Below are 20,756 nucleotides of genomic sequence, written 5' to 3'. Positions count from 1 at the left end.
GGCGCGAGTCACCCCTCGCCCGCGTGCGGGAGAGGGGCCGGGGGAGAGGGCTACGGACGCTTAGCGCTGGGCCACCAGCTTCTGGTTGGCGCTGACGAAATCCAGCGCGGTGCCGCCATGCTGCTGGGCATAGGCCTCAGCCTGGTCCTTGAGCAGGAAGGCTCTCAGCTCACCCTCGTCGCCCCGCACATACCAGGCCTGGTTGGCCAGCAGCTTGATGCCGCTGTCAGCGGCCTGGGCGTAGATGGCGCGGATGTCCTTGCCCTCCTGCTCCAGCTGGGCCAGGGCGGTCAGCGCGGCCTCGGGCGAGGCGTAGTGGCGCACCTTGTCTTCGCCGCGCACCCAGATCTGCGCCAGACGCTTGAAGTCGCTGATCGGTTTGCCGGTCAGCGCGTCGTTGGCTTTCAGCGGCAGCTGGGCGTATTTATTCAGCGCCTTGTCGTAGTCCTGGCCGGCCGCCTTGAAGGCGGCGCGGATGTACTGGTCGTCGATGAACTGGTCAGTGTCCAGGCCGCGATCGGTCTTCTTCAGCAGTTTCAGGGTATCGATGGAGGTGGCCACCGCCTTGCGGTACTCGGGCTTCCAGGTCAGGTCGCGGGTCTGCAGGCCGAGGGGGCCGTGGAACAGGTAGTTCACCTCGGCCTCGATGCCGGTGACCTTCTCGATCAGCTCGCTGTACTTCTCCGGCGATTCGGCGAGCAGGCGATCGGCCTCCAGGCTGGCGCGCAGGTAGGCAGTGACGATCTCCGGGTACTGCTTCGCATAGGCCGCATCCACCAGTGCGCCGTGGAAGGTGGGCGCCTCGGCCTGGGAGCCGTCATAGATCTTCCGCGCGAAGCCACGGCTGGGGAACAGCTCGGCGAAGGGCACGAAGTCGGCGTGGGCCTCGATACGGTTGCTGCGCAGGGCGGAGCCGGCGATCTCCGGCGGCTGGGCGATGATCCGCACGTCCTTCTGCGGGTCCCAGCCTTGCGCGGCGATGGCGCGCAGGAGCATGCCGTGGGCGGTGGAAGCGAAGGGCACGGAGATGGTCTTGCCCTTGAGTTCGGCCAGTGACTGCACGCTGGACGACGCCGGCACCACGATGCCGTTGCCGCTGCCCCGGGTGCTGCCGGACAGCACGCTGATGAACAGGCTGCGCTTGCCGGCATCCAGGTGGGCGACGCCGTTGAAGGAGCCGGGGAAGTCGGCCATGGCGCCGAAGTCCAGCTTGCCGGCGACCATCTCGTTGGTCAGCGGCGCGCCGCTGGTGAAGTTCTTCCACTCCACCTGGTAGTCGGCGTCCTGGTACTTGCCGTCGTGCGGCAGGTACTTGTCCAGCAGGCCCAGTTCGCGGATGAGCAGGCCGCCGGTGGCGCAGTTGATGGTGGTGTCCTGGGTGCCGATGGCGATGCGGATGGTCTCGGCCGAAGCGGACGCGGTGGAAACGGCCAGCGCGAGGCCAGCGATGGTTGCACGAAGACGCATGGGTTATTCCCCTCGAATCATGAGTGTTGGAATCGTCTCCGCCACAGGGCTGGGTGGTGGGAAACGAGGGGCTTTCAGGTAAGGCGTCCGGGGGTTGGCCGGATGGCGGCATTTACCCCCTCTCTCACGTGTGGGAGAGGGGTGGAATGAATCAGCGCAGCAGGTAAGGAATCTCCACCTTCACCGCGCCGGTCGGGCAGTCCTTCTCGCAGGGCATGCAATACCAGCATTCGTCGAAGGCCATGTAGGCCTTCTGGGTGGCTGGGTTGATCGCCAGCAGGTCCATGGGGCAGACCTCGACGCAGACGGTACAGCCCTTGTGGGCGATGCACTTGTCTTCGTCGATGGTCACCGGCGCGCTGCTGCGGAAGAAGATGTCCTGGGGTTGATAGGCCATTTCACGAATCCTTGGAGCCTGGGGCTCTCGCGTTATGTTGCGTCGTATCCGGCGAGCCTCGCCGTAGGTTGGTGCTGAGCCTGCGAAGCCCAACATCCGGCTCGCGGAGCCGGCACGGGGTTATTCCGGCAGACCGCAGGGGAGCGCTACGCGCTCCTTGTTGGGCTTCGCTTCGCGCTGCGCCAACCTACGAGGCGTCCCCGCTCACGCGGCGGCTTCGGTCTTCACGCGCAGGCGGTCGTAGGCCTGCTGTTCCTCGGCGTCCAACGGGATCAGGTAGGGCTCCACCGGCTTCCTGAAGCTGGTCATGCGGCCGTCCTCGCCCTTCTTCAGGTGGCAGTGGCAGAACCACTCGGCGTCGTTGCGCTCGGGATGGTCGACCCGGTGGTGGTACAGGCCCCAGCGGCTTTCGGCGCGGAACAGCGAGGCGCGTGCGGCCATTTCGGCGCAGTCGCGGATCACCGCCACTTCCATGGCACGCATCAGCTCGTGGGGATTGCTCGCCTTCATCTGCGCCAGGTCCCGTTCGATCTCGGCGAAGCGGGCGAGGCCGATTTCCATCTTCCTGGTCACTTTGGGCGGCTGCAGGTAGTCGTTGACCATGCGCCGCAGCTTGTATTCCACCTGCGCCGGCGGCAGGCCGTGCTCACGTTCGAGCGGTGCGAAGACCCGCGTCCGCTCGCGCTCCACCTGTTCGCTATCGATCTCGGCGAAGTCGCGGCCGACCACGTAGTCCGCGGCGTTGCTGCCGGCGAACCAGCCATAGGTGAAGGCACCGAGCATGTAGTTGTGCGGCACCGCGGCCATATCACCGGCGGCATAGAGGCCTTTCACGCTGGTTTCCGCCTTCTCGTTGACCCACACGCCCGAAGCCGAATGGCCCGAGCAGAAGCCGATCTCGGAGATATGCATCTCGACCATCTCCTGGCGGTAGTCGGTGCCGCGGTTGGCGTGGAACTGGCCACGGCTGGGACGCTCGTTGCTGTGCAGGATTTCCTCGATGGTCTGGATGGTCTCCTCGGCCAGGTGGTCGAGCTTGAGGAACACCGGGCCGTTGCCGCCCTCCAGCTCCTGGTGGAACTCCCACATCATCTGGCCGCTCCAGTAGTCGCACTCGATGAAGCGCTCGCCCTTGCTGTTGGCGGTGTAGCCACCCAGGGGGCCGGTGACGTAGGCGCAGGCCGGGCCGTTGTAGTCCTTGATCAGCGGGTTGATCTGGAAGCACTCCAGATTCGCCAGCTCCGCTCCGGCGTGGTAGGCCATGGCGTAGCCGTCGCCGGCGTTGGTGGGGTTCTCGTAGGTGCCCATCAGGTAGCCGGAGGACGGCAGGCCGAGGCGTCCGGCGGCGCCGCAGGCGAGAATCACCGCCTTGGCGCGGATCACCCGGAACTCGCCGCTGCGGCAGTCAAAGCCCATCACCCCGCTAGCCGCACCCTCGCCATCCAGCAGCAGGCGGGTGCACACCATGCGGTTGCTGATCTCCACCCGCGCGCGCTTGAGCTGGCGGTAAAGCACCTTCTTGATGTCGTGGCCTTCGGGCATGGGCAGCACGTAGGCGCCCATGTGGTGGACCTTCTTCACCGCGTAGTCGCCGGTCTCGTCCCTCTCGAACTTCACGCCCCAGCGGTCCAGTTGCTCGATCGTCTCGTAGCTGTGGGTGGCGTAGGCGTACACGGCGGCCTGGTTGACGATGCCGTCGTTGGCGATGGTGATTTCCTTGGTGTACTGCTCAGGCGTCGCGTGGCCGGGAATGATGGCGTTGTTCAGCCCATCCATGCCCATGCTGATGGCGCCGCTACGCTTGACGTTGGCCTTGTCCAGCACCAGCACGCGCAGCTCGCGGTTCTTCTCCTTTGCCTTGATCGCGGCCATGGGGCCGGCGGTGCCGCCGCCGATGACGACGATGTCGTAATCCTGTTCGCGGGTGCTCATGCCTGGTGCCCCTTCTGACGGTCGATGCGCAGGCGGTACTGGAAGGCATCGCCGCGGTAGTAGAGGTGTTCGAAGTCCAGCGGCGTGCCGTCGGCGGCGTGGGTCAGGCGCTCGATGCGCATGATCGGCGCGCCCTCCTCCACCTCCAGCGCCTGGGTCAGATCGCCGTCGGCGAGCACGGCGTCAATGGCCAGGTCGGCATGGCCCAGCGGAATGCCGCAGTCGTTCTCGAGGATCAGGAAGATGTCGCGGGTGGCGAGGTCGGCCTTCTCCAGCTTCTCGCCCACGGCCTTCGGCAACCAGGTGATTTCCAGGGACACCGGCTCGCGGTTGATCAGGCGCACGCGGCGGATTTCGGTCACCGGGCTGCCCTCCTCCAGTTGCAGGCGCGCCGCCACCAGAGCGCTGGCCGGCACATGGCGAAAGCTGCGCAGACGGTTGAGCACTTCGTAGCCCATCTGGGTCATGGACTCGGCCAGCCCCTGCAGGGTGCTGACGTTCTGAAAGGCCTTGGGCTTGGCGACGAAGGTGCCCTTGCCGTGGATCTTGAAGATCAGCCCTTCCTTCTGCAGGTCGCCCAGCGCCTGGCGCACGGTGATGCGGCTGACATCGAAGGCCTTGCCCAGCTCACTTTCCGAGGGCATGCGGCTGTGGGGCGGATAGGTCCCGTCGAGGATGCGCCCGCGCAGCAGCTCCTTGAGCTGGCTGTAGAGCGGTACTGGGGAGAGGGGAAGTAGTTCGGCCATGTGGTTCTTCTCGTGATCCGTTACTTGTTATAACAAGTTGTGACCAGAGGTTAACGGACATAAGAAACGCTGGTGAAATACCATTATTGAATAAGGTTATGGTGAAGAAAGCGGCGGAGGCGAACTCAGGAATGTAGGGGCGAATTCATTCGCCAAGCAGGCCGAAGGTCTGCCCTCAGCCCGATGGGGTAGCTGCGCTGCCCTTGGCGAATGAATTCGCCCCTACAGGAAGAGCCGCCCTGCGGACCGGGTCAGACCTGATCCAGCGCCTGCTGGAAGTCCGCGACGATGTCGTCCGCATCCTCGATCCCCACCGACACGCGAATGGTGCCGTCGTGGATATCCAGTTCTGCCAGGGCCTGCGCCGAGAGGGCGCGATGGGAGGTCTTGCCGGGGTGGGTGATGCTGCTGGCAACGCCTGCCAGGGACGGTGCGAAGGCGGTGTTGCGCAGGGCACGGATCAGTTTGTCCACCTCCGCAAGGCCGCCGTGCAGGGTGAAGCTGAGCATGCCCGAGGCGCCCTTGGGGAACAGCCGCCGGGCCAGGGCGTGGTCCGGATGCGACGGCAGGCCGGGGTAGAACACGCGCGCCACCGTCGGGTGGCCTTCCAGCGCCTCGGCCAGGGCTTGGGCATTGGCCGAGTGGGCCTTCATGCGCAGGGACAGGGTCTTGGCGCCGCGGAAGGTCAGCCAGGCCTCGAAGGGGCTGGCACTGCCGCCGGCGTTGATCTGGAAGCGACGCGCCTGGGCGATCCACTCGCCATCACCGACGAGGATGCCGCCGGTGGCATCGCTGTGGCCGTTGAGGTACTTGGTGGTGCTGTGCAGCACCAGGTCGGCGCCATCGGCCAGCGGGTTGTAGAGCGCTGGCGAGAGGAAGGTGTTGTCCACCAGCAGCTTGAGGCCACGGGCCTTGGCCAGCCTGGCCAGGGCCGGCACGTCGCTGACCCGCACCAGCGGGTTGGAGGCGGTTTCGGTGTAGATGATCCTGGTGGCCGGGGTGATGGCCGCTTCCACCGCCACCAGGTCATTGAACTCCACCAGGGTGGCGCTGATGCCGAAGCGCGCCAGTTCCTTCTCGATCAGGCTCTGGGTGGTGCCATACAGCTCGCGGCTGGCGATCAGGTGGTCGCCGGCGCTCAGGCGGCCAAGCAGCGCCGCGCTGACCGAGGCCATGCCGGAGGCGGAGAACAGCGCCGCCTCGCCGCCTTCCAGGTCGCGCACCAGGGCCTCCATCGCCGCGTGGTTGGGGTTGCCGATGCGGGTGTACATGTAGTTGTCGGGGTTGCCGGCAAGGAAGTCATCCACCTGCTCCAGGGAGTCGTAGACGAACACCGAGGATTCGTAGATGGGCAGGCTCTTGGGCCGGGTGACCATCTTCTGGTCGACGTCGTTGCCGCTGTGCACGGAACGGGTAGAAATGCCGGGTTTGGATTCGGGCATGGTGGGCTCCGGGTAAGCAGGTGGGCGCATGCATCTGTGGGGGCGAATTCATTCGCTGAGCAGTCCGCAGGACTGCCTTACCTGGTTGGGGACCGCTGCGCGGTCCATAGCGAATGAATTCGCCCCCACAAGGTTCCGCACGCGACGAGTGCCACCAGAAAAAAGAACGCCGACGATAGTACAGACTCGTCGGCGTGAGGAGAGGTGTGGCGGTTTGCCCACACCACCGTGGCTAGCAGGTGATCAGAACGCCGGGACTATCGCGCCGGAGTACTTCTGCTCGATGAAGGTCTTCACTTCCGGGCTGGTCAGCGCGGCGGAGAGTTTCCTGATGGCGTCGCTGTCCTTGTTGTCGGGACGGGCCACCAGGTAGTTCACGTAGGGCGAGGTGCGGTCTTCCAGCACCAGGGCGTCCCTGGACGGGTTCAGCTTGGCTTCCAGCGCGTAGTTGGTGTTGATCAGGGCCAGGTCGACCTGGTCCAGCACGCGCGGCAGCAGGGCCGCTTCCAGTTCCTTGAACTTGAAGTGGTGCGGATTCTCGGCGATGTCCTTGGGGGTCGCCAGGGCGTTCTTCGGGTCCTTCAGCGTCAACAGCCCGGCCTTCTGCAGCAGGATCAGGGCGCGACCGCTGTTGCTGCCCTCATTGGGGATGGCGATGGTGGCGCCATCCGGCAGCTCCTTGAGCGACTTGTATTTGCTGGAGTAACCGCCGAAGGGTTCGACGTGCACGCCCTGGACTATCACCAGGTGGGTGCCCTTGCCGCTGTTGAAGTTGTCCAGGTAGGGCTTGGTCTGGAAGTAGTTGGCGTCCAGGTGCTTCTGGTCCACCTGCAGGTTTGGCTGCACGTAGTCGATGAAGACCTTCACTTCGAGGTCCACCCCTTCCTTGGCCAGCTGGGGTTTGATCAGATCGAGGATTTCCGCGTGGGGTACCGGGGTGGCGGCGACGATGAGCTTCTCGCCGGCCTGGGCGAAGGTGGCGGACAGGGCAGCGGCCAGGGCGGTCAACAGCAGGGTCTTCTTCATGATGGTCCTTTTCGATTCTGCGGCTCCGGCTGGATCTTCAACCGCGAGCGGGTGTCGGGATGCCCCGGTCTGGGTATGCCGGGTTGGGAGCGACACTACGGATATTTTTTATAACCACAAAATACCGATTTCTTATTTTTATATTCCATATCAAATATAAGCACTCCTGCGCGTGATAGCGCTCACATCCTGACTGCCCGGTACTTTCATGTCGCCTCTGAGAATTGCCTGCGACGCCACGGCTCACTAGAGTGGCAGGCTTCGCAACTGCCCACCGAGCCGCCACCATGCTCAACGCTGCCCTCGCCCGATTCCCCCGCCTGGAACTGGTCCCCTCGCCCACTCCGCTGGAAAAGCTGGAGCGGCTGTCGCAGAAGCTGGGCCGCGCCGTCTTTGTGAAGCGCGACGACATCACCCCCTTCGCCCTCGGCGGCAACAAGGTGCGCAAGCTCGAATTCCTTGCCGCCGATGCCCTGGCCCAGGGCGCCGATACCCTGGTCACCGCCGGTGCCATCCAGTCCAACCACGTACGCCAGACGGCCGCCCTCGCCGCACGCCTCGGCCTGGCCTGCGTGGCCCTGCTGGAGAACCCCATCGGCACTGCAGATCGCAACTACCTGCAAAACGGCAACCGCCTGCTGCTGGACCTGTTCGGCGCGGAGGTGGAGCTGGTGGCCAACCTGGACAACGCCGATGAGCTGCTGGCCGCCACCGGTGAACGCCTGCGCGCCGCCGGCAAGCGCCCTTACCTGGTGCCCATAGGCGGCTCCAACGCCCTCGGCGCCCTGGGTTACGTACGCGCCGGCCTGGAACTGGCCGAGCAGATCAACAAGGCCAGTGGCGAGGCCTTCGCCGCCGTGGTGCTGGCCTCGGGTAGTGCCGGCACCCACTCAGGCCTGGCCCTGGCACTGGAACACGCGCTGCCGGGCACACGGGTGGTGGGCGTGACCGTCTCGCGCCCGGACGCCACCCAGCGGCCCAAGGTCGAAGGCCTGCTGCAACGCACCGCCGACCTCCTCGGCGTCGCCCTGCCCGCCGGGCTCAAGGTGGAGCTCTGGGACCAATACTTCGCCCCGCGCTACGGCGAGCCGAATGCCGGCACCCTGGAAGCGCTGCGCCTGCTGGCCAGCCATGAAGGCCTGCTGCTGGACCCGGTCTACACCGGCAAGGCCTTCGCCGGCCTGCTCGATGGCATCGCCACAGGCGCCTTCGCCGGCAACGGCCCGGTACTCTTCCTGCACACCGGTGGCTCACCGGCGCTCTTCGCCTATCATCCAGCGGGTACCTAGAATCTGCTCATGGTCGGCTGCGCTTCGGAATAACTGCGTTGAAAATGGCTTCGGAATGCTCATTTACAGCTCGTAAACTCCGCTTCCTCAGCCATTTTCGCCTTGTTCTTCTCTAGCTCGCGGACCCTGAGCAGATTCGGAAGAATGAGTTATTCCATATTTGAAGCAATAGATAATTTTTAATTATTTTATTGCATATAACCAAATCCCTAGAGTTGCCACACTTTTCGCCAACTGCTCCGTGAGGCCCATATGACATTCGCAACCCTGCGTCGCCAGTTCATCCTCGGCAGCCTGAGCCTGGTGCTCGGCGCCGGCTTCGTCGGCACCAGCTCCGCCGCCGACCTGCTCCAGGACATCCAGCAGAAGGGCGCCATCAAGGTGGGCCTGGAAGGCACCTACCCGCCCTTCAACTACCAGGACGAGAACGGCAAGCTGACCGGCTTCGAGGTCGAGCTGGCCGAGGCCCTGGCCAAGGAGCTGGGCGTCAAGGCCGAGTTCCAGCCGACCAAGTGGGACGGCATCCTCGCCGCGCTGGAGTCCAAGCGCCTGGACGTGGTGATCAACCAGGTGACCATCTCCGACGAGCGCAAGAAGAAGTACGACTTCTCCACCCCCTACACCGTCTCCGGCATCCAGGCGCTGGTGCGCAAGGGCACCGAAGGCGACATCAAGACTGCAGCCGACCTGGCCGGCAAGAAGGTCGGCGTGGGCCTGGGCACCAACTACGAGCAGTGGCTGAAGGAAAACGTCCCGCAGGCCGACATCCGCACCTACGACGACGACCCCACCAAGTTCCAGGACCTCAACGTCGGCCGCATCGACGCCATCCTGGTCGACCGCCTGGCCGCCTTCGAGATGGTCGAGAAAACCGGCGGCAAGCTGGCCGTGACCGGCGAGCCCTTCTCCCGCCAGGAAGCGGGCATCGCCCTGCGCAAGGGCAACCCCGAGCTGCTCGCCGCCATCGACAAGGCCCTGGCCAAGCTGAAGGCCGATGGCACCCTGAAACAACTCTCCGAGAAATGGTTCAAGGCTGACGTGACCCAATGATCGAAACCAGCCTGCAACTTGCGCTGGATTCCGCGCCCTTCCTGTTGAAGGGCGCGGTGTTTACGGTGGTACTGAGCCTCGGCGGCATGTTCTTCGGCCTGCTGCTGGGCTTCATCCTCGCCCTGATGCGCCTCTACGGTTTCACCGCCTTGCAGTGGTTGTCGCGGATCTACGTGTCGTTTTTCCGTGGCACCCCGCTGCTGGTGCAGCTGTTCATGATCTATTACGGCCTGCCGCAGCTGGGCATCCAGCTCGAACCGCTGCCCGCGGCGCTGATCGGCTTCTCGCTGAACATGGCGGCCTACACCTCCGAAATCCTCCGCGCCGCGATCGCCTCCATCGACCGTGGCCAGTGGGAAGCCGCCGCCAGCATCGGCATGAGCCGCACCCAGACGCTGGTCCGCGCCATCCTCCCGCAGGCCGCGCGCACCGCCTTGCCGCCGCTCGGCAACAGCTTCATCTCGCTGGTCAAGGACACTGCCCTGGCCGCCACCATCCAGGTGCCGGAACTGTTCCGCCAGGCGCAGCTGATCACCGCGCGCACTTTCGAGATTTTCACCATGTACCTGGCCGCCGCGCTGATCTACTGGGTGCTGGCCACCGTGCTGTCGCACTTCCAGGGTCGCCTCGAGGCGCGGGTCAACCAGCATGAGCAGGACAGCTGATGATCACCGTCCGTAACCTGACCAAAGCCTTCAAGGGCCAGGAGGTGCTCAAGGGCATCGACCTGACCATAGCGCCGGGCGAAGTGGTGGCCATCATTGGCCCCAGCGGCTCGGGCAAGACCACCCTGCTGCGCTGCCTCAACCTGCTGGAGGAACCCAGCGGCGGCCTGATCAAGGTCGGCGAGATCGAGATCGACGCCAGCAAGCCGCTGAAGCACCAGCAAGGGCTGATCCGCAAGCTGCGCCAGCACGTCGGCTTCGTCTTCCAGAACTTCAACCTGTTCCCCCACCGCACCGCGCTGGAGAACGTCATCGAAGGCCCGGTGGTGGTGAAGAAGCAGCCCCGCGAGCAGGCCGTCGAGCGCGCCCGCAAGCTGCTGGCCAAGGTCGGCCTGGCGGGCAAGGAAGACGCCTACCCCAAGCGCCTCTCCGGCGGCCAACAACAGCGCGTGGCCATCGCCCGCGCCCTGGCCATGGAGCCCGACGTGATTCTCTTCGACGAGCCGACCTCCGCGCTGGACCCGGAACTGGTGGGCGAAGTACTCGCCACCATCCGCGGCCTGGCCGAGGAAAAGCGCACCATGGTGATCGTCACCCACGAGATGAGCTTCGCCCGCGACGTGGCCAACCGCGCGATCTTCATCGACAAGGGCGTGATCGTCGAACAGGGCGACGCCAAGGCCCTGTTCAGCGCGCCGAAGGAAGAGCGCACCCGGCAGTTCCTCAGCAAGTTCCTGCAAGGCTGACGGGGCTCGACTGTAGGGTGGATGGCGCTTTTCCATCCACCATCGCAGCCAGGCCGGACCACGAACGGTGGACCGATGGAGCGTGGTCCACCCTACGCTCCGTCCAGCCTTTCCTTGTGGGGGCGAATTCATTCGCTAAGGGCAGCACAGCTGCCCCCTTGGCGTTCCCAGGGGCAGACCTGCGGTCTGCATCGCGAATGAATTCGCCCCCACAGTGTCTATCACCACCGGCAGCGCCATCCGGGAAGCCCCGTGCAAGGAAATCGGCGTAGAATCCGCGCCCCTCGCAAGAAAGCCCCGCCACCGGAACCCGCATGAACCCGAGCACCCTCCTCTCCCTGCCCTTGCTGGCGCTGGCCCTTGGCGGCTTCGTCGTCGGCAGCAGCGAATTCATCATCATGGGCCTCTTGCCCGAAGTCGCCGCCGACCTCCAGGTCAGCCTCGCTGATGCCGGGCTGCTGGTCAGCGCCTATGCCATGGGCGTGGTGATCGGCGCCCCGCTGCTGGGCCCGCTGCTCGGCCGCCTGCCGCGGCGCCAGGCGCTGCTCTGGCTGATGGGCGCCTATGCCCTGGGCAACCTCGGCTGCGCCCTGGCGCCGGACTACGAGTGGTTGCTGGCCATGCGCATGCTCACCGCCTTCAGCCATGCCGGCTTCTTCGGCTGCGCCACCCTGCTTGCCGCGGAGCTGGCGCCGCCACACCGGCGCGCCTCGGCCATGGCCCTGGTGCTCAGCGGCCTGACCATCGCCAACGTGCTCGGCGTGCCCCTGGGCGCCTGGCTCGGCCAGGCCACCAGCTGGCGGGTGACCTTCATGGTGGTGGCCGGCCTCGGCTTCCTCACCCTGCTCGCCCAGGCCCTCTGGTTGCCGGCCACGGCGAAACCGTTGCCCAGCGCCAGCGGCGCCTGGGACGGCATACTGCGGCGCCCGGTGTTGCATGCGCTGTTCGTCTGCAGCCTGTCCTCGGTGGCGCTGTTCGGCGTCTTCACCTACATCAGCCCGCTACTGCGCGACGTTTCCGGCTTCAGTAAGGAGCACGCCAACTTCGCCCTGCTGCTGTTCGGCATCGGCCTGACGGTCGGCAACCTGCTGGGCGGACGCCTGGCCGATCGCGGCTTCCGCCATGCCTTGCCGCTGGCCTTCGGGGTGAGCGTGCTGTGCCTGCTGGGATTGTTCGTCTTCGCGCAGATTCCCGCGCTGGCCCTGGCCTGCCTGTTCCTCTGGGGTGTCGCCAGCTTCGCCATCTCTTCGCCGCTGCAACTGCTGCTGGTGGAGCAGGCCGGTGAATCGGCGAGTCTCGCCGCCACCCTCAGCCATGCGGCCTTCAACCTGGGCAATGCCAGCGGCGCCTTCGTCGGCGGTCTGTGGCTGAGTACCAGTATGGGCCTGGCCAACCTGCCGCTGATGGGGGTGGGCGTGCTCGCGCTGACCATCCTCGTCTGCCTGCCGCTGCCGCGCCTGCGCGCCGTACGCGAGCGCCTGAAGGAAGCCGGGCAGATTCACTGAGGTATGCTGCAAACGCCGCTGTCTCGTAGGTTGGTGCAGAGCACAGCGAAGCCCAACGTGTGTCACTGAGTGGCGATTGTTGGGCTTCGCAAGCTCAGCACCAACCTACTTGCTCCGTGCCAACCTACTCCTGCCCTGTGCATCGGCGCTTAGCGCCGTGCCCCTTATGTGGAATCGATCGTTCGCCCCCGCCACGGGCGGCTAGCCTTTCGCATTGGCCAGCCCCAGGAGGGGTTGCCTATCCAATTCCGTGCGGGCGCCCGGGCAGGAGCCCCGCCGTGCTGGAGCGCATGAAATGACAACTGAGGAAACCGAAAAGGACGCCATCGGCCAGGTCGTCCGCCGCTATGTCCAAGGCATGCTGGCGGCCGACGAAATGGCGTTGCGCCAGGCCTTCCACCCCGAATGCAAGATCATCGGGCACTTCCAGGGCTCGCTCGAATGGATGTCCCTGGATGACTTCATCGGCGAGATCAACCAGGCAGGCCCCGCCGCGGCCGATACCCAGCCGTACTTGGATATCGGCTACATCGATGTCACCGGCGATGCCGCCTCGCTGAAGGTGGTGGACGACTTCGCCGGCCTGCGCTTCACCGACTACTTGTCGCTGCTGAAGATCGACGGCCGCTGGACCATCATCAACAAGCTCTACTATGTCCACGGTTAGGCTTTGATCGTAGGAGCGAGCTTGCTCGCGAAAGCGGTGCCTCGTCATTCGCGAACAAACTCGCTCCTACAAAATTAGGCATGCCGCCCTGTGCCTTATCCCGCCAGCACCTCGGCGAACAGCTGGCGCAGGTGGTCACGTTCCTCGTCATTGGCCGCCAGCCGGCGCAGTTGCACGGCGAGCTGGGCATAGCCCGGCAGAGGCGGCAGGTTCAGGTGCTGCGGCTGAATCTCATCGCCCTCGCTGACCAGCAGGGCGAAGTGCACGCTGTTCTCCAGTTCGCGGGTATTGCCCGGCCAGGGGTAGGCCTCCAGCGCGGCTTGTGCTGCCGGGCCGATCAGGGGCAGCGGCAGGTCCAGGCGCTGGGCGTAGATGCCGAGGAAATATTCGGCCAGAGGCAGGATGTCGTCCGGGCGCTCACGCAGTGGCGGCAACTCCACCCGCCCCTCGTCCAGGTACTGATAGAGCCGCGCATTGAACTTACCCACGCGTACCGCCTTGGCCAGGTCGATGCTGGTGGCCGCCACCAGGCGCACATCCACCGGTGTCGGTTGCTGGGCGCCGACGCGGGTCACCTCGCGGCTTTCCAGGGCTGCCAGCAGCTTGCCCTGCAGGGGTAGCGGCAGGTCGCCGATCTCATCCAGGTAGAGCGTCCCGCCGTTGGCCGAGCCGAACCAGCCAGCGCGGCTGCTGGCCGAGCCGCTGTGGGCGCCAGCGGCGTGGCCGAACAGCTCGGCCTCGGCGTAGGTCTTGCTGATCGCGCTGCAGCTCACCGCAACGAACAGGCCGGGGCGGTCGCTGGATCGGTGGATCTGCCGCGCCAGCAATTCCTTGCCGGTACCGGTCTCGCCCTGGATCAGCACCGGAAGTGTGCCGGGGGCGAGCTGGTCGACCTCCTCGCGCAGGCGCCGCGAGCGCTCATCGACGAACACCAGCGCGCGGGCGCGAATGCTCAAGGGGCTGCGGTCGGCGTCGGCGAAGCTCAGCAGCGGTTGACCGGGGTTTTCCTTGCTCATGGCGAAATCTCCCGCCGGGCCCAGGCTGCGAAGCAGCGGACCCCGGCGTATTGCTGAATTGGCGTTGGATCAGATCAGGCGCGGCGGCGGGTCAGTTGCTCGACGCGGCTCTGCAGGCGATAGAGGTGGGCAAAGCCCTGCTCCCAACTGTGGTGCCCGGACTTCACGTTGATATGCCCGGCGCCAGTGAGGATGGCCGCTTCGGCGCCCCAGTCGCGGGCCATCTCCAGCGCTCTCGCGGGGCTGGCGGCATGGTCGTTGTCCGAGCCCACCAGCAGGCTGGGGAAGGGCAACAGGTCGCGGGGGATGGGCGCGAAGCCCTGAAGCGGCTCCGGGCAGCCGGAGCGCTGCACGTCCGCCGGCGCCACCAGCAGCGCGCCACGCACGCGGCGCAGCACATCCGGGTCGGACTTCGCAGCCCAATGGGCCACGGTGACACAGCCCAGGCTGTGGGCGATCAGGATCACCGGCGTGCGCTCGGCATCGATGGCGCGCTCCAGCGCTGCCACCCAGGATTCGCGGTCGGGGTTGTCCCAGTCGACCTGCTCGACCCGGCTGGCATTGGGCAGGCTGCGTTGCCAGTGGCTCTGCCAATGCTCGTCGGAAGAGCCCTGCCATCCCGGCAGGATCAGGTAGCGAATGGCCTGGCTGCGCATGGCGAGCCCTCCTTGCTGAAGTTCGATGCTGGGCAGTCTAGGCGCTCGCTATATATCTGTTAAGGAATAAGAATTTATTTGCTTATGCATTATTAGCTTATTCACTAAAGGTCATCTCCGCGGAGAGAGGGCTGACCTGTAGGATGGGTTGGGCGGCATTCCGCGAGCTACGCGATACCCATCCTAAGGACTCGTCTTGCCAATGCAGATCGACGAAGAACTGACCCTGAAGAAGCTGGAGACCTTTCTCGCCTTCATGCGCAGCGGCAACCTGTCGCGCGCGGCGGCAGAGCTGAACACCAGCAACGTCAGCGTGCACCGCGCCATCCACTCCCTGGAAAGTGCGCTGCGCTGCCCGCTGTTCAAGCACGAAGGGCGCAACCTGACGCCGCTGGAAAGCGCCTATGTGCTGGAAGAGAAGGCGCAGAAGCTGATCCAGGACGCCGTCGAGATGGTGCGCCTGACCCGCGAGGCGGCCGGCTTCTCCGCCGAACGCTTCAAGCTCGGCGCGCTCTATTCGCTGACGGTGAAGACGGTGCCGCAGCTGGTGATGGGCCTCAAGCTGCGGCGCAGCGAGCTGAACATCGACCTCACCCTGGGCTCGAACGTCGACCTGCTCTACCGCCTGAAGAACCTGGAGCTGGACGCCATCCTGGTGTCGCTGGACGACAGCGTCAGCGACCCGGACTGCGAGCAGCTGCCGCTGTTCTCCGACGACATCTTCCTCGCCGTGCCCACCGACTCGCCCTTCGCCGCCCAGGACGAAGTGGACCTGGCGGACCTGGCCGACTCGACATTCATCACCCTGACCCAGGGCTTCGCCACCCACCGCGATGGCGCGCGGGTGTTCCAGCAGGCCGGCTTCGAACCGAAGGTGGCGATGCAGGTGAACGATATCTTCACCCTGCTCAGCATGGTCAGCTCCGGAGTGGGCTATGCCCTGCTGCCGGGGCGCATCGCGGCGGTCTACGAGAATCGGGTGAAGCTGATCCGCCTGCAGGCGCGCTACCGCCTGCAGCAGCACATAGGCGTGGTCTTCCTCAAGGCCCGCGAACGCGACCCCAACCTGCTGGCGCTGGTCGCCGAGTGCCGCATGTACAGCCTGCGCAACGAGGGTTGAAACGACAGCGCCCCGGCAGCGAGCCGGGGCGCGGAATGCGGCAGGGTACGGCCTCAGCCCACCAGGCCGCGCACGCAGAAGTACAGCAGGGATGGTCCGAGCAGGCAGCCGAGGCCGGTGTGGAAGGTGGCGGTCAGGGCGCCGTAGGGCACCAGGCGCCGGTCGGTGGCGGCAAGGCCGGCGGTAACACCGGAAACCGTGCCGGCCAGGCCGCCGAAGACCATCGCGGAGCGCGGGTTGTCGAGTCCGAGCAGGCGCGCCGACACCGGGGTGAAGACCATCACCAGAATCGCCTTGATCAGCCCGGTGGCGATGGACAGCGCCATCACATCGGAGCTGGCGCCGATCGCCGCGCCGGTCACCGGCCCGACGATGTAGGTCACCGCACCCGCGCCTATGGTGGTCATGCTCACCGCATCGCGATAGCCGAAGGCCCAGGCCACTGAGGCACCGACGATGAACGGCAGGATGGTGCCGAGCAGCAGCGATACCGCGCCTATCATCCCCGCCTTGCGCGCCTCGCTGGCCTGCACCTCGAAGGCCGTGGCGACGATGGCGAAGTCGCGCAGCATCGCGCCGCCCATCAGGCCGATGCCGGAGAACAGCGCCAGGTCGGCCAGTCCCTTCTGCCCGCCCGTAAGGGTGCCGCCGACCCAGGCCAGTACCAGGCCGATGACGATGGCGATGGCCGAGCCGTGCACGCGGCCGAAGGTCAGGTGCCTGGAGATCAGCACCGACACCCACATGATCCCGCCGACCACGGCGAAGGCGGTGACCAGGCCGTTGTGCTCGAGGGCTTTTTCAATGATCGACCACATGTCAGCGTCCTCCTGCCGGGGCGGCGCTCACGCCGGGTTCAAGGGGCTCCTTTTCCAGCGACGCACCCTTGTTGGTGCGGCTGATCAGGGCGATGGTGGCGCCGCAGAGGAGCACAGAGCCCACCGCCGCGATCAGCGCAACCGGACCGCCGTGCAGCGCCGTGACGACGTTCTGCTGCGCGGCCATGGCCACCACCACCGGGATGTACATGGCGCCCCAGAAGCCGACGCCGAATTCGCATTCCTTGCTCAAGCCGCCGTGGCGGTGCATGTACAGCCGCGCGAAGATCAGCAGCATCATTGCGATGCCGACACCGCCGACATTGGATTTGACGCCCAGCAGGACGCCGAGGAAGTCGCCGATGATGACACCGGCAAGTGTGCAGATGGCCAGCAAGGCCACACCGTAGACGATCATTGTTGTTGCCCTCGGGTTGGGTCGAAGTTGCTTGTTGTTGTCCTTCGAAGTGCACAGCGCTTATCGGCTCCGGCTTACCTCCTGACGCAGCAAGGCGTCCAGCGTGTCCAGACGGGCGCCCTGGAAGGAGACCACCGTGCCCTGGTCGAACACCCGCCGCGCCAGGCCGCTGAGCACGGCGCCGGGCGGCAGTTCGATGTGCAGGCGCACGCCGCGCTCATAGGTGGTGCGCAGGGTGCCGTGCCAGTCGATGACGCGGCACATGTTGAACGCGAGATCCTCGCGCAGGCGCTCGGGATCATGAATGGGCCGCGCGCTGCTGCCGCTGAGGTAGCGGATGGCCGGGCGGCGCAGCTCGACCTCGGCGAAGGCGGCGGCCAGTTGGCGGGCCGGCGCCTCCAGCAATTGGCAATGGGACGGCACGCTCACCGCCAGGCGCTTCGCCGCACCGACGCCCAGCGCCCGCGCACGCTCGGCCACGGCGGCCATGGCGGCGTCGCTGCCGGCGATCACCAACTGGTTGTCGGCGTTGATATTGGCGAGAAACACCGGGCCTTCGATTTCCGTCAGCAAGCGCTCCACGGTGCCTTGATCCAGCCCCATCATCGCGGTCATGCCGAAGCCCTGTGGATAAGCCCGCTGCATCAGCTCGCCACGCAGGGACACCAGGCGCACCGCATCGGCGAAGTCCAGCGAGCCGGCGACCACCGCCGCCGGGTAGGCGCCGATGGACAGGCCCGCCACATAGTCCGGCTCCGGGCTGCGCTGCAGCAGCAGGCGCGCACAAGCGACCCCGGCGACCAGCAGGCAGAGCTGCACGGCGCGGGTGGATTGCAGGGCCTCGGCGGAGTCCAGCGCCAGCACGTCTTCGCCCAGTGCATCGCCAGCTTCCTCCAGGCAGGCAGCGCATTCGGCCGGCAGCTGGTGGAGCATGCCCGCCTGCTGCGCGCCCTGGCCGGGGAAGGCGAATAGGCTGCTCACGCCGCGCGCTCCAGAGGCAGCCAGGGGTTATCCACAAGGCGCGCGCCCTCCGCGCATTTCAGCAGCACCCGTTGGGAGTCGCCGGCCCATTCGCGCAGGGCCACGGCGCCGTTCGGCGTTTCCAGTTGCAGGTCGATACGGCACGGGGCATCGGCCAGCGCCGCCAGCAGCTCGCGGGCTTGCTGACGGCCGAAAGGGATTGGGGTGCGCAGGAGCAGGTCGAGGTCGCTGGCCTCGTGCAGTACGGCGATGCCGGTGGCCAGCTGGAAGCCGACGCCGCCGGTGGGACCCCAGGGCAGGCAGGTGGCGTCCAGCAGCGGTTTTACGTCGGCCAGGGCGCGCAGCGCCGGCCATTGGCCGGGGACGCGCTGGCTCAGTTGTTCAGGGCTCAGCAGGCGCTGGATGGAATGGACCGGCATTGTCACCGCGAGGCGTTGGTCGCGGTTGCAGCCACGGATGCCCACGGCGACCAGGCCAGGTTCGCAGACGGCGCGGCGCACCACCACGGGATGGCCGGCGGCCAACGCCTGTGCCGCCCAGGTGGGGGCATCGGCAGGGAGCTGGTCGGGGGTCATGCCCCAGAGCAGGTCGTGGGGTTTTGGGTTGGTGCTCATGATTGGCTCCTGTGTGTGGAGTTTCACCCTCTCCCCCAGCCCCTCTCCCCGAGGGGAGAGGGGAGTTGATCGGTGCCTTCGCTTTACTCCGCGCCAGCCGGCTAACTTCCAGCTCAAAGGCGAGAGTCACCCCTCGCCCGCTTGCGGGAGAGGGGCAGGGGGAGAGGGCCAACGGCCTACCACTGCGCTCGCAACATTTCCCTGACACGCGAAGACGCCGCACGGTTCTTCGCACCCAGCCGCCCGGACAGGTCGGTACTCGCCCCGATACCCTCCGCCGCCCGCAGCAGACACTCGCGCACCCGGCCGAGATCGGCTTCGTTCGGCTGCTGCGCATCGCCTACCGCAACCCGCTCCCAAAGCAACCCAAGGGATGCGTAGTTCTCCAGGTCGTAGGCCATGGGCGGCACCTTGGCGGCGAGCACTTCCAGCTCTTCCACGCTGCGCAGGGTGATACGCGCGGCGGCGGCCTTGCCCATGGCGTGGACCACCACCCCGGCATCGTCCAGGGCGATCAGGCGCTGGGCCTGGTAACCATGGGCGAGGAAGGCGCCGGACATGGCCTTGCCCACCAGCAGCCCGATCACCGGGTGCCCGGCGAGGCGGGCGCGGGCATAGGCGTCCACCGCGCCGGCCAGGGCCTGGTGGATGCCAAGGGCTTCCTCGCGGCGGCCGTAGGCCTGGCTCGGTACGTCCACCAGGGCCACCAGCACACGCTTGCTGGAAAGATCTCGGTCGGCTTCGATGGCCTCATCCACTGCCTTGGCCAGGCCCCAGCCTTCCAGCAGGCCGACCTCGCCGTTGCGAGCGCGGGGGAAGGGGTTCTGCGCATCCGGCACCACGGCGATGAAACGCGCGGCGCGGTTGCCCAGTTCGCCATCCACCACCTTCACTGAAGCCGGAAAACCAGCCAGTTCATCGCCGGCGGCGAGGCCGCGCAGCCAGTTCAGTCCACGGCTCATTGCTGTTCTCCCTGATAGAGGGCGCGCACCGCGGCGGCGTCCAGTTGTTCGCAATCGCTTCCGAGCCGCGCCAGTCGGTCGAGGAACCAGGCATGCCGGCGGCTGCGCGGCAGGCCTTGCTCCGGCTGGGCCAGCAGGCCCTGCAGGGTTTCGCGGATGGCGCCGATATCGTCGGCCACATAGGCGTCCACCAGGCCGCTGGCGGCACGCTGCTCGCCGCCGGTGAGGCTCCAGATGAAGGGGCGGTCGCGGGAGTCGTACTCCGAGAGGCCGGCTTCCTGCTCGATCACCTGCGGGCCGTTGAGGCCCAGGCGCGCTTCGCGGGTGACGATCAAATGGCTGCACAGCCCGGCGGCGATGGACATGCCGCCGAAACAGCCCACGGGACCTGCGACCAGGCCGATCACCGGCTGAAACTTCCGCAGCTCGACGATGGCCGCCTGGATCTCGGCGATGGCGGCAAGGCCCAGGTTGGCCTCCTGCAGGCGCACACCGCCGGTTTCCAGCAGCAGCACGGCGCAGGTGGGGATGCCCTGGCGGTTGTCTTGGGCCGCCAGCTCCAGGGCGCCGGCGATCTTGGCGCCACCCACTTCGCCCATGCTGCCGCCCTGGAAGGCGCCTTCGATGGCGGCGATCACCACCGGCTGGCCGTTGATGCTGCCCTTGGCCACCACCACGCCGTCGTCGGCCTGGGGCACGATGCCCTGCTGGGGCAGCCAGGGCGAGATGACCCGGTCAAAGGGGCCGATGAGTTCACGGAAGCTGCCGGCATCCAGCAGCTCACGGGCGCGCTGGCGGGCGCCCAGTTCGACGAAGCTGCGGGCTTCGAGCAGGCGTGCGGTATCAGTCATGGGCAAGCTCCTCGAGACCTTGTTCCAGGCGCAGGCGCACCACGCCCGGGGTGGCGCCGAAGTCGTGGATGTCGATGTTCAGGGCCGGCAGCGACTGGCCGTCGAACAGGCGCTGGAACAGCTGCTGCCAGCGCGGGCCGCTGCCGTTCACCGAGGTCAGCACCTGGATCGTCAGGGTGCCGGCGACGCCCGGCTCCAGCAGCACTTCGAGGTCGCCGGAGCCGACGCAGCCCACCAGGGCACGGCCCCGGGCCGGCTGGCCGGCGGGGAATTGGAAGGACAGGGTTTCCATGGTCACAGACTCCCGGCTTTGTCGAGGAACAGGCAGGCCGCCAGCAGGTCGGCGGCGCCGCCCGGCGAGGCGTTGAGTTGCAGCAGGCGGGCATCC

22 protein-coding genes and 1 pseudogene are annotated in these 20,756 nt (G+C 66.5%); 7 read left to right on the top strand and 16 right to left on the bottom strand.

The window, feature by feature from the left end:
• Nucleotides 1-60 precede the first annotated feature (60 nt).
• The 6 genes from E8F12_RS02170 to E8F12_RS02145 form a co-directional block, all read right to left on the bottom strand.
• Nucleotides 61-1,467, bottom strand: a complete 1,407-nt coding sequence (locus E8F12_RS02170) for an ABC transporter substrate-binding protein (protein ID WP_280323650.1) — start codon at nt 1,465-1,467, stop codon at nt 61-63.
• Nucleotides 1,468-1,618: 151 nt separating this feature from the next.
• Nucleotides 1,619-1,864, bottom strand: coding sequence for a ferredoxin family protein (locus E8F12_RS02165; RefSeq protein ID WP_280323649.1), 246 nt, complete (start codon nt 1,862-1,864; stop codon nt 1,619-1,621).
• Between the two features lie 204 nt (nt 1,865-2,068).
• Nucleotides 2,069-3,796, bottom strand: a complete 1,728-nt coding sequence (locus E8F12_RS02160; protein WP_280323648.1) for a fumarate reductase/succinate dehydrogenase flavoprotein subunit — start codon at nt 3,794-3,796, stop codon at nt 2,069-2,071.
• On the bottom strand, nt 3,793-4,542 hold the full coding sequence (locus E8F12_RS02155; protein WP_280323647.1) for a GntR family transcriptional regulator: 750 nt from the start codon (nt 4,540-4,542) through the stop codon (nt 3,793-3,795). Before E8F12_RS02155 ends, E8F12_RS02160 begins: the two co-directional genes overlap by 4 nt.
• A 251-nt stretch (nt 4,543-4,793) precedes the next feature.
• Nucleotides 4,794-5,984: a PLP-dependent aspartate aminotransferase family protein gene (locus E8F12_RS02150; RefSeq protein ID WP_280323646.1), complete on the bottom strand. Its 1,191-nt coding sequence runs from the start codon at nt 5,982-5,984 to the stop codon at nt 4,794-4,796.
• Between the two features lie 243 nt (nt 5,985-6,227).
• On the bottom strand, nt 6,228-7,010 hold the full coding sequence (locus E8F12_RS02145; RefSeq protein WP_280323645.1) for a MetQ/NlpA family ABC transporter substrate-binding protein: 783 nt from the start codon (nt 7,008-7,010) through the stop codon (nt 6,228-6,230).
• A gap of 287 nt (nt 7,011-7,297) precedes the next feature.
• Between E8F12_RS02145 and E8F12_RS02140 the strand changes: the two genes are divergently transcribed.
• From E8F12_RS02140 to E8F12_RS02115, 6 genes are all read left to right on the top strand, one after another.
• Nucleotides 7,298-8,299, top strand: a complete 1,002-nt coding sequence (locus tag E8F12_RS02140; protein ID WP_280323644.1) for a D-cysteine desulfhydrase — start codon at nt 7,298-7,300, stop codon at nt 8,297-8,299.
• A gap of 252 nt (nt 8,300-8,551) precedes the next feature.
• Nucleotides 8,552-9,349, top strand: a complete 798-nt coding sequence (gene tcyJ / locus E8F12_RS02135; protein ID WP_280323643.1) for a cystine ABC transporter substrate-binding protein — start codon at nt 8,552-8,554, stop codon at nt 9,347-9,349.
• Nucleotides 9,349-10,014 carry a cystine ABC transporter permease gene (gene tcyL / locus E8F12_RS02130; protein WP_280323660.1) on the top strand — a complete coding sequence of 222 codons (666 nt, stop codon included), beginning with the start codon at nt 9,349-9,351 and terminating at the stop codon, nt 10,012-10,014. Before tcyJ ends, tcyL begins: the two co-directional genes overlap by 1 nt.
• Nucleotides 10,014-10,760, top strand: coding sequence for an L-cystine ABC transporter ATP-binding protein TcyN (tcyN, locus tag E8F12_RS02125; protein ID WP_280323642.1), 747 nt, complete (start codon nt 10,014-10,016; stop codon nt 10,758-10,760). The genes tcyL and tcyN overlap by 1 nt, the downstream gene beginning before the upstream one ends.
• 314 nt (nt 10,761-11,074) lie before the next feature.
• Nucleotides 11,075-12,265: an MFS transporter gene (locus E8F12_RS02120; protein ID WP_280323641.1), complete on the top strand. Its 1,191-nt coding sequence runs from the start codon at nt 11,075-11,077 to the stop codon at nt 12,263-12,265.
• A gap of 295 nt (nt 12,266-12,560) precedes the next feature.
• The gene (locus E8F12_RS02115; protein WP_280323640.1) at nt 12,561-12,932 is read left to right on the top strand and encodes a nuclear transport factor 2 family protein; all 372 of its coding nucleotides are present in this window, start codon (nt 12,561-12,563) and stop codon (nt 12,930-12,932) included.
• Between the two features lie 95 nt (nt 12,933-13,027).
• Here E8F12_RS02115 and E8F12_RS02110 read toward each other — a convergent pair whose 3' ends face one another.
• Both E8F12_RS02110 and E8F12_RS02105 read right to left on the bottom strand, forming a co-directional pair.
• Nucleotides 13,028-13,948 carry a sigma-54-dependent transcriptional regulator gene (locus E8F12_RS02110; protein WP_280323639.1) on the bottom strand — a complete coding sequence of 307 codons (921 nt, stop codon included), beginning with the start codon at nt 13,946-13,948 and terminating at the stop codon, nt 13,028-13,030.
• 74 nt (nt 13,949-14,022) lie between these two features.
• The gene (locus E8F12_RS02105) at nt 14,023-14,604 is read right to left on the bottom strand and encodes an alpha/beta hydrolase (protein ID WP_280323638.1); all 582 of its coding nucleotides are present in this window, start codon (nt 14,602-14,604) and stop codon (nt 14,023-14,025) included.
• A gap of 202 nt (nt 14,605-14,806) precedes the next feature.
• On the opposite strand from E8F12_RS02105, the gene E8F12_RS02100 reads away from it, so the two are divergent.
• Complete coding sequence (locus tag E8F12_RS02100) at nt 14,807-15,724, top strand: LysR substrate-binding domain-containing protein (protein ID WP_280323637.1); 918 nt, start codon at nt 14,807-14,809, stop codon at nt 15,722-15,724.
• Between the two features lie 53 nt (nt 15,725-15,777).
• Here the strand turns inward: E8F12_RS02100 and madM are convergent, their stop codons facing one another.
• From madM to E8F12_RS02060, 8 genes and pseudogenes are all read right to left on the bottom strand, one after another.
• The gene (gene madM, locus E8F12_RS02095) at nt 15,778-16,542 is read right to left on the bottom strand and encodes a malonate transporter subunit MadM (RefSeq protein WP_280323636.1); all 765 of its coding nucleotides are present in this window, start codon (nt 16,540-16,542) and stop codon (nt 15,778-15,780) included.
• Between the two features lies 1 nt (nt 16,543).
• Nucleotides 16,544-16,960, bottom strand: a complete 417-nt coding sequence (gene madL, locus E8F12_RS02090) for a malonate transporter subunit MadL (RefSeq protein ID WP_280323635.1) — start codon at nt 16,958-16,960, stop codon at nt 16,544-16,546.
• Nucleotides 16,961-17,020: 60 nt separating this feature from the next.
• Entirely contained in the window at nt 17,021-17,941 is a 921-nt protein-coding gene (mdcH, locus tag E8F12_RS02085) for a malonate decarboxylase subunit epsilon (protein ID WP_280323634.1), read from the bottom strand.
• Nucleotides 17,938-18,555, bottom strand: a complete 618-nt coding sequence (locus E8F12_RS02080) for a malonate decarboxylase holo-ACP synthase (protein ID WP_280323633.1) — start codon at nt 18,553-18,555, stop codon at nt 17,938-17,940. The genes mdcH and E8F12_RS02080 overlap by 4 nt, the downstream gene beginning before the upstream one ends.
• A 176-nt stretch (nt 18,556-18,731) precedes the next feature.
• Complete coding sequence (gene mdcE / locus E8F12_RS02075) at nt 18,732-19,517, bottom strand: biotin-independent malonate decarboxylase subunit gamma (protein ID WP_280323632.1); 786 nt, start codon at nt 19,515-19,517, stop codon at nt 18,732-18,734.
• Nucleotides 19,514-20,368, bottom strand: coding sequence for a biotin-independent malonate decarboxylase subunit beta (locus E8F12_RS02070; RefSeq protein WP_280323631.1), 855 nt, complete (start codon nt 20,366-20,368; stop codon nt 19,514-19,516). Before E8F12_RS02070 ends, mdcE begins: the two co-directional genes overlap by 4 nt.
• Nucleotides 20,361-20,660, bottom strand: coding sequence for a malonate decarboxylase subunit delta (locus E8F12_RS02065; protein ID WP_280323630.1), 300 nt, complete (start codon nt 20,658-20,660; stop codon nt 20,361-20,363). The genes E8F12_RS02070 and E8F12_RS02065 overlap by 8 nt, the downstream gene beginning before the upstream one ends.
• 2 nt (nt 20,661-20,662) lie before the next feature.
• Nucleotides 20,663-20,756: pseudogene (locus E8F12_RS02060) on the bottom strand (triphosphoribosyl-dephospho-CoA synthase); the annotation flags it as partial.

Source organism: Pseudomonas sp. BN102, assembly GCF_029871245.1.
Lineage (GTDB): Bacteria > Pseudomonadota > Gammaproteobacteria > Pseudomonadales > Pseudomonadaceae > Metapseudomonas.
Note: the sequence above shows the minus strand (reverse complement) of the source record. Positions and strands in the feature narration are given on the sequence as shown.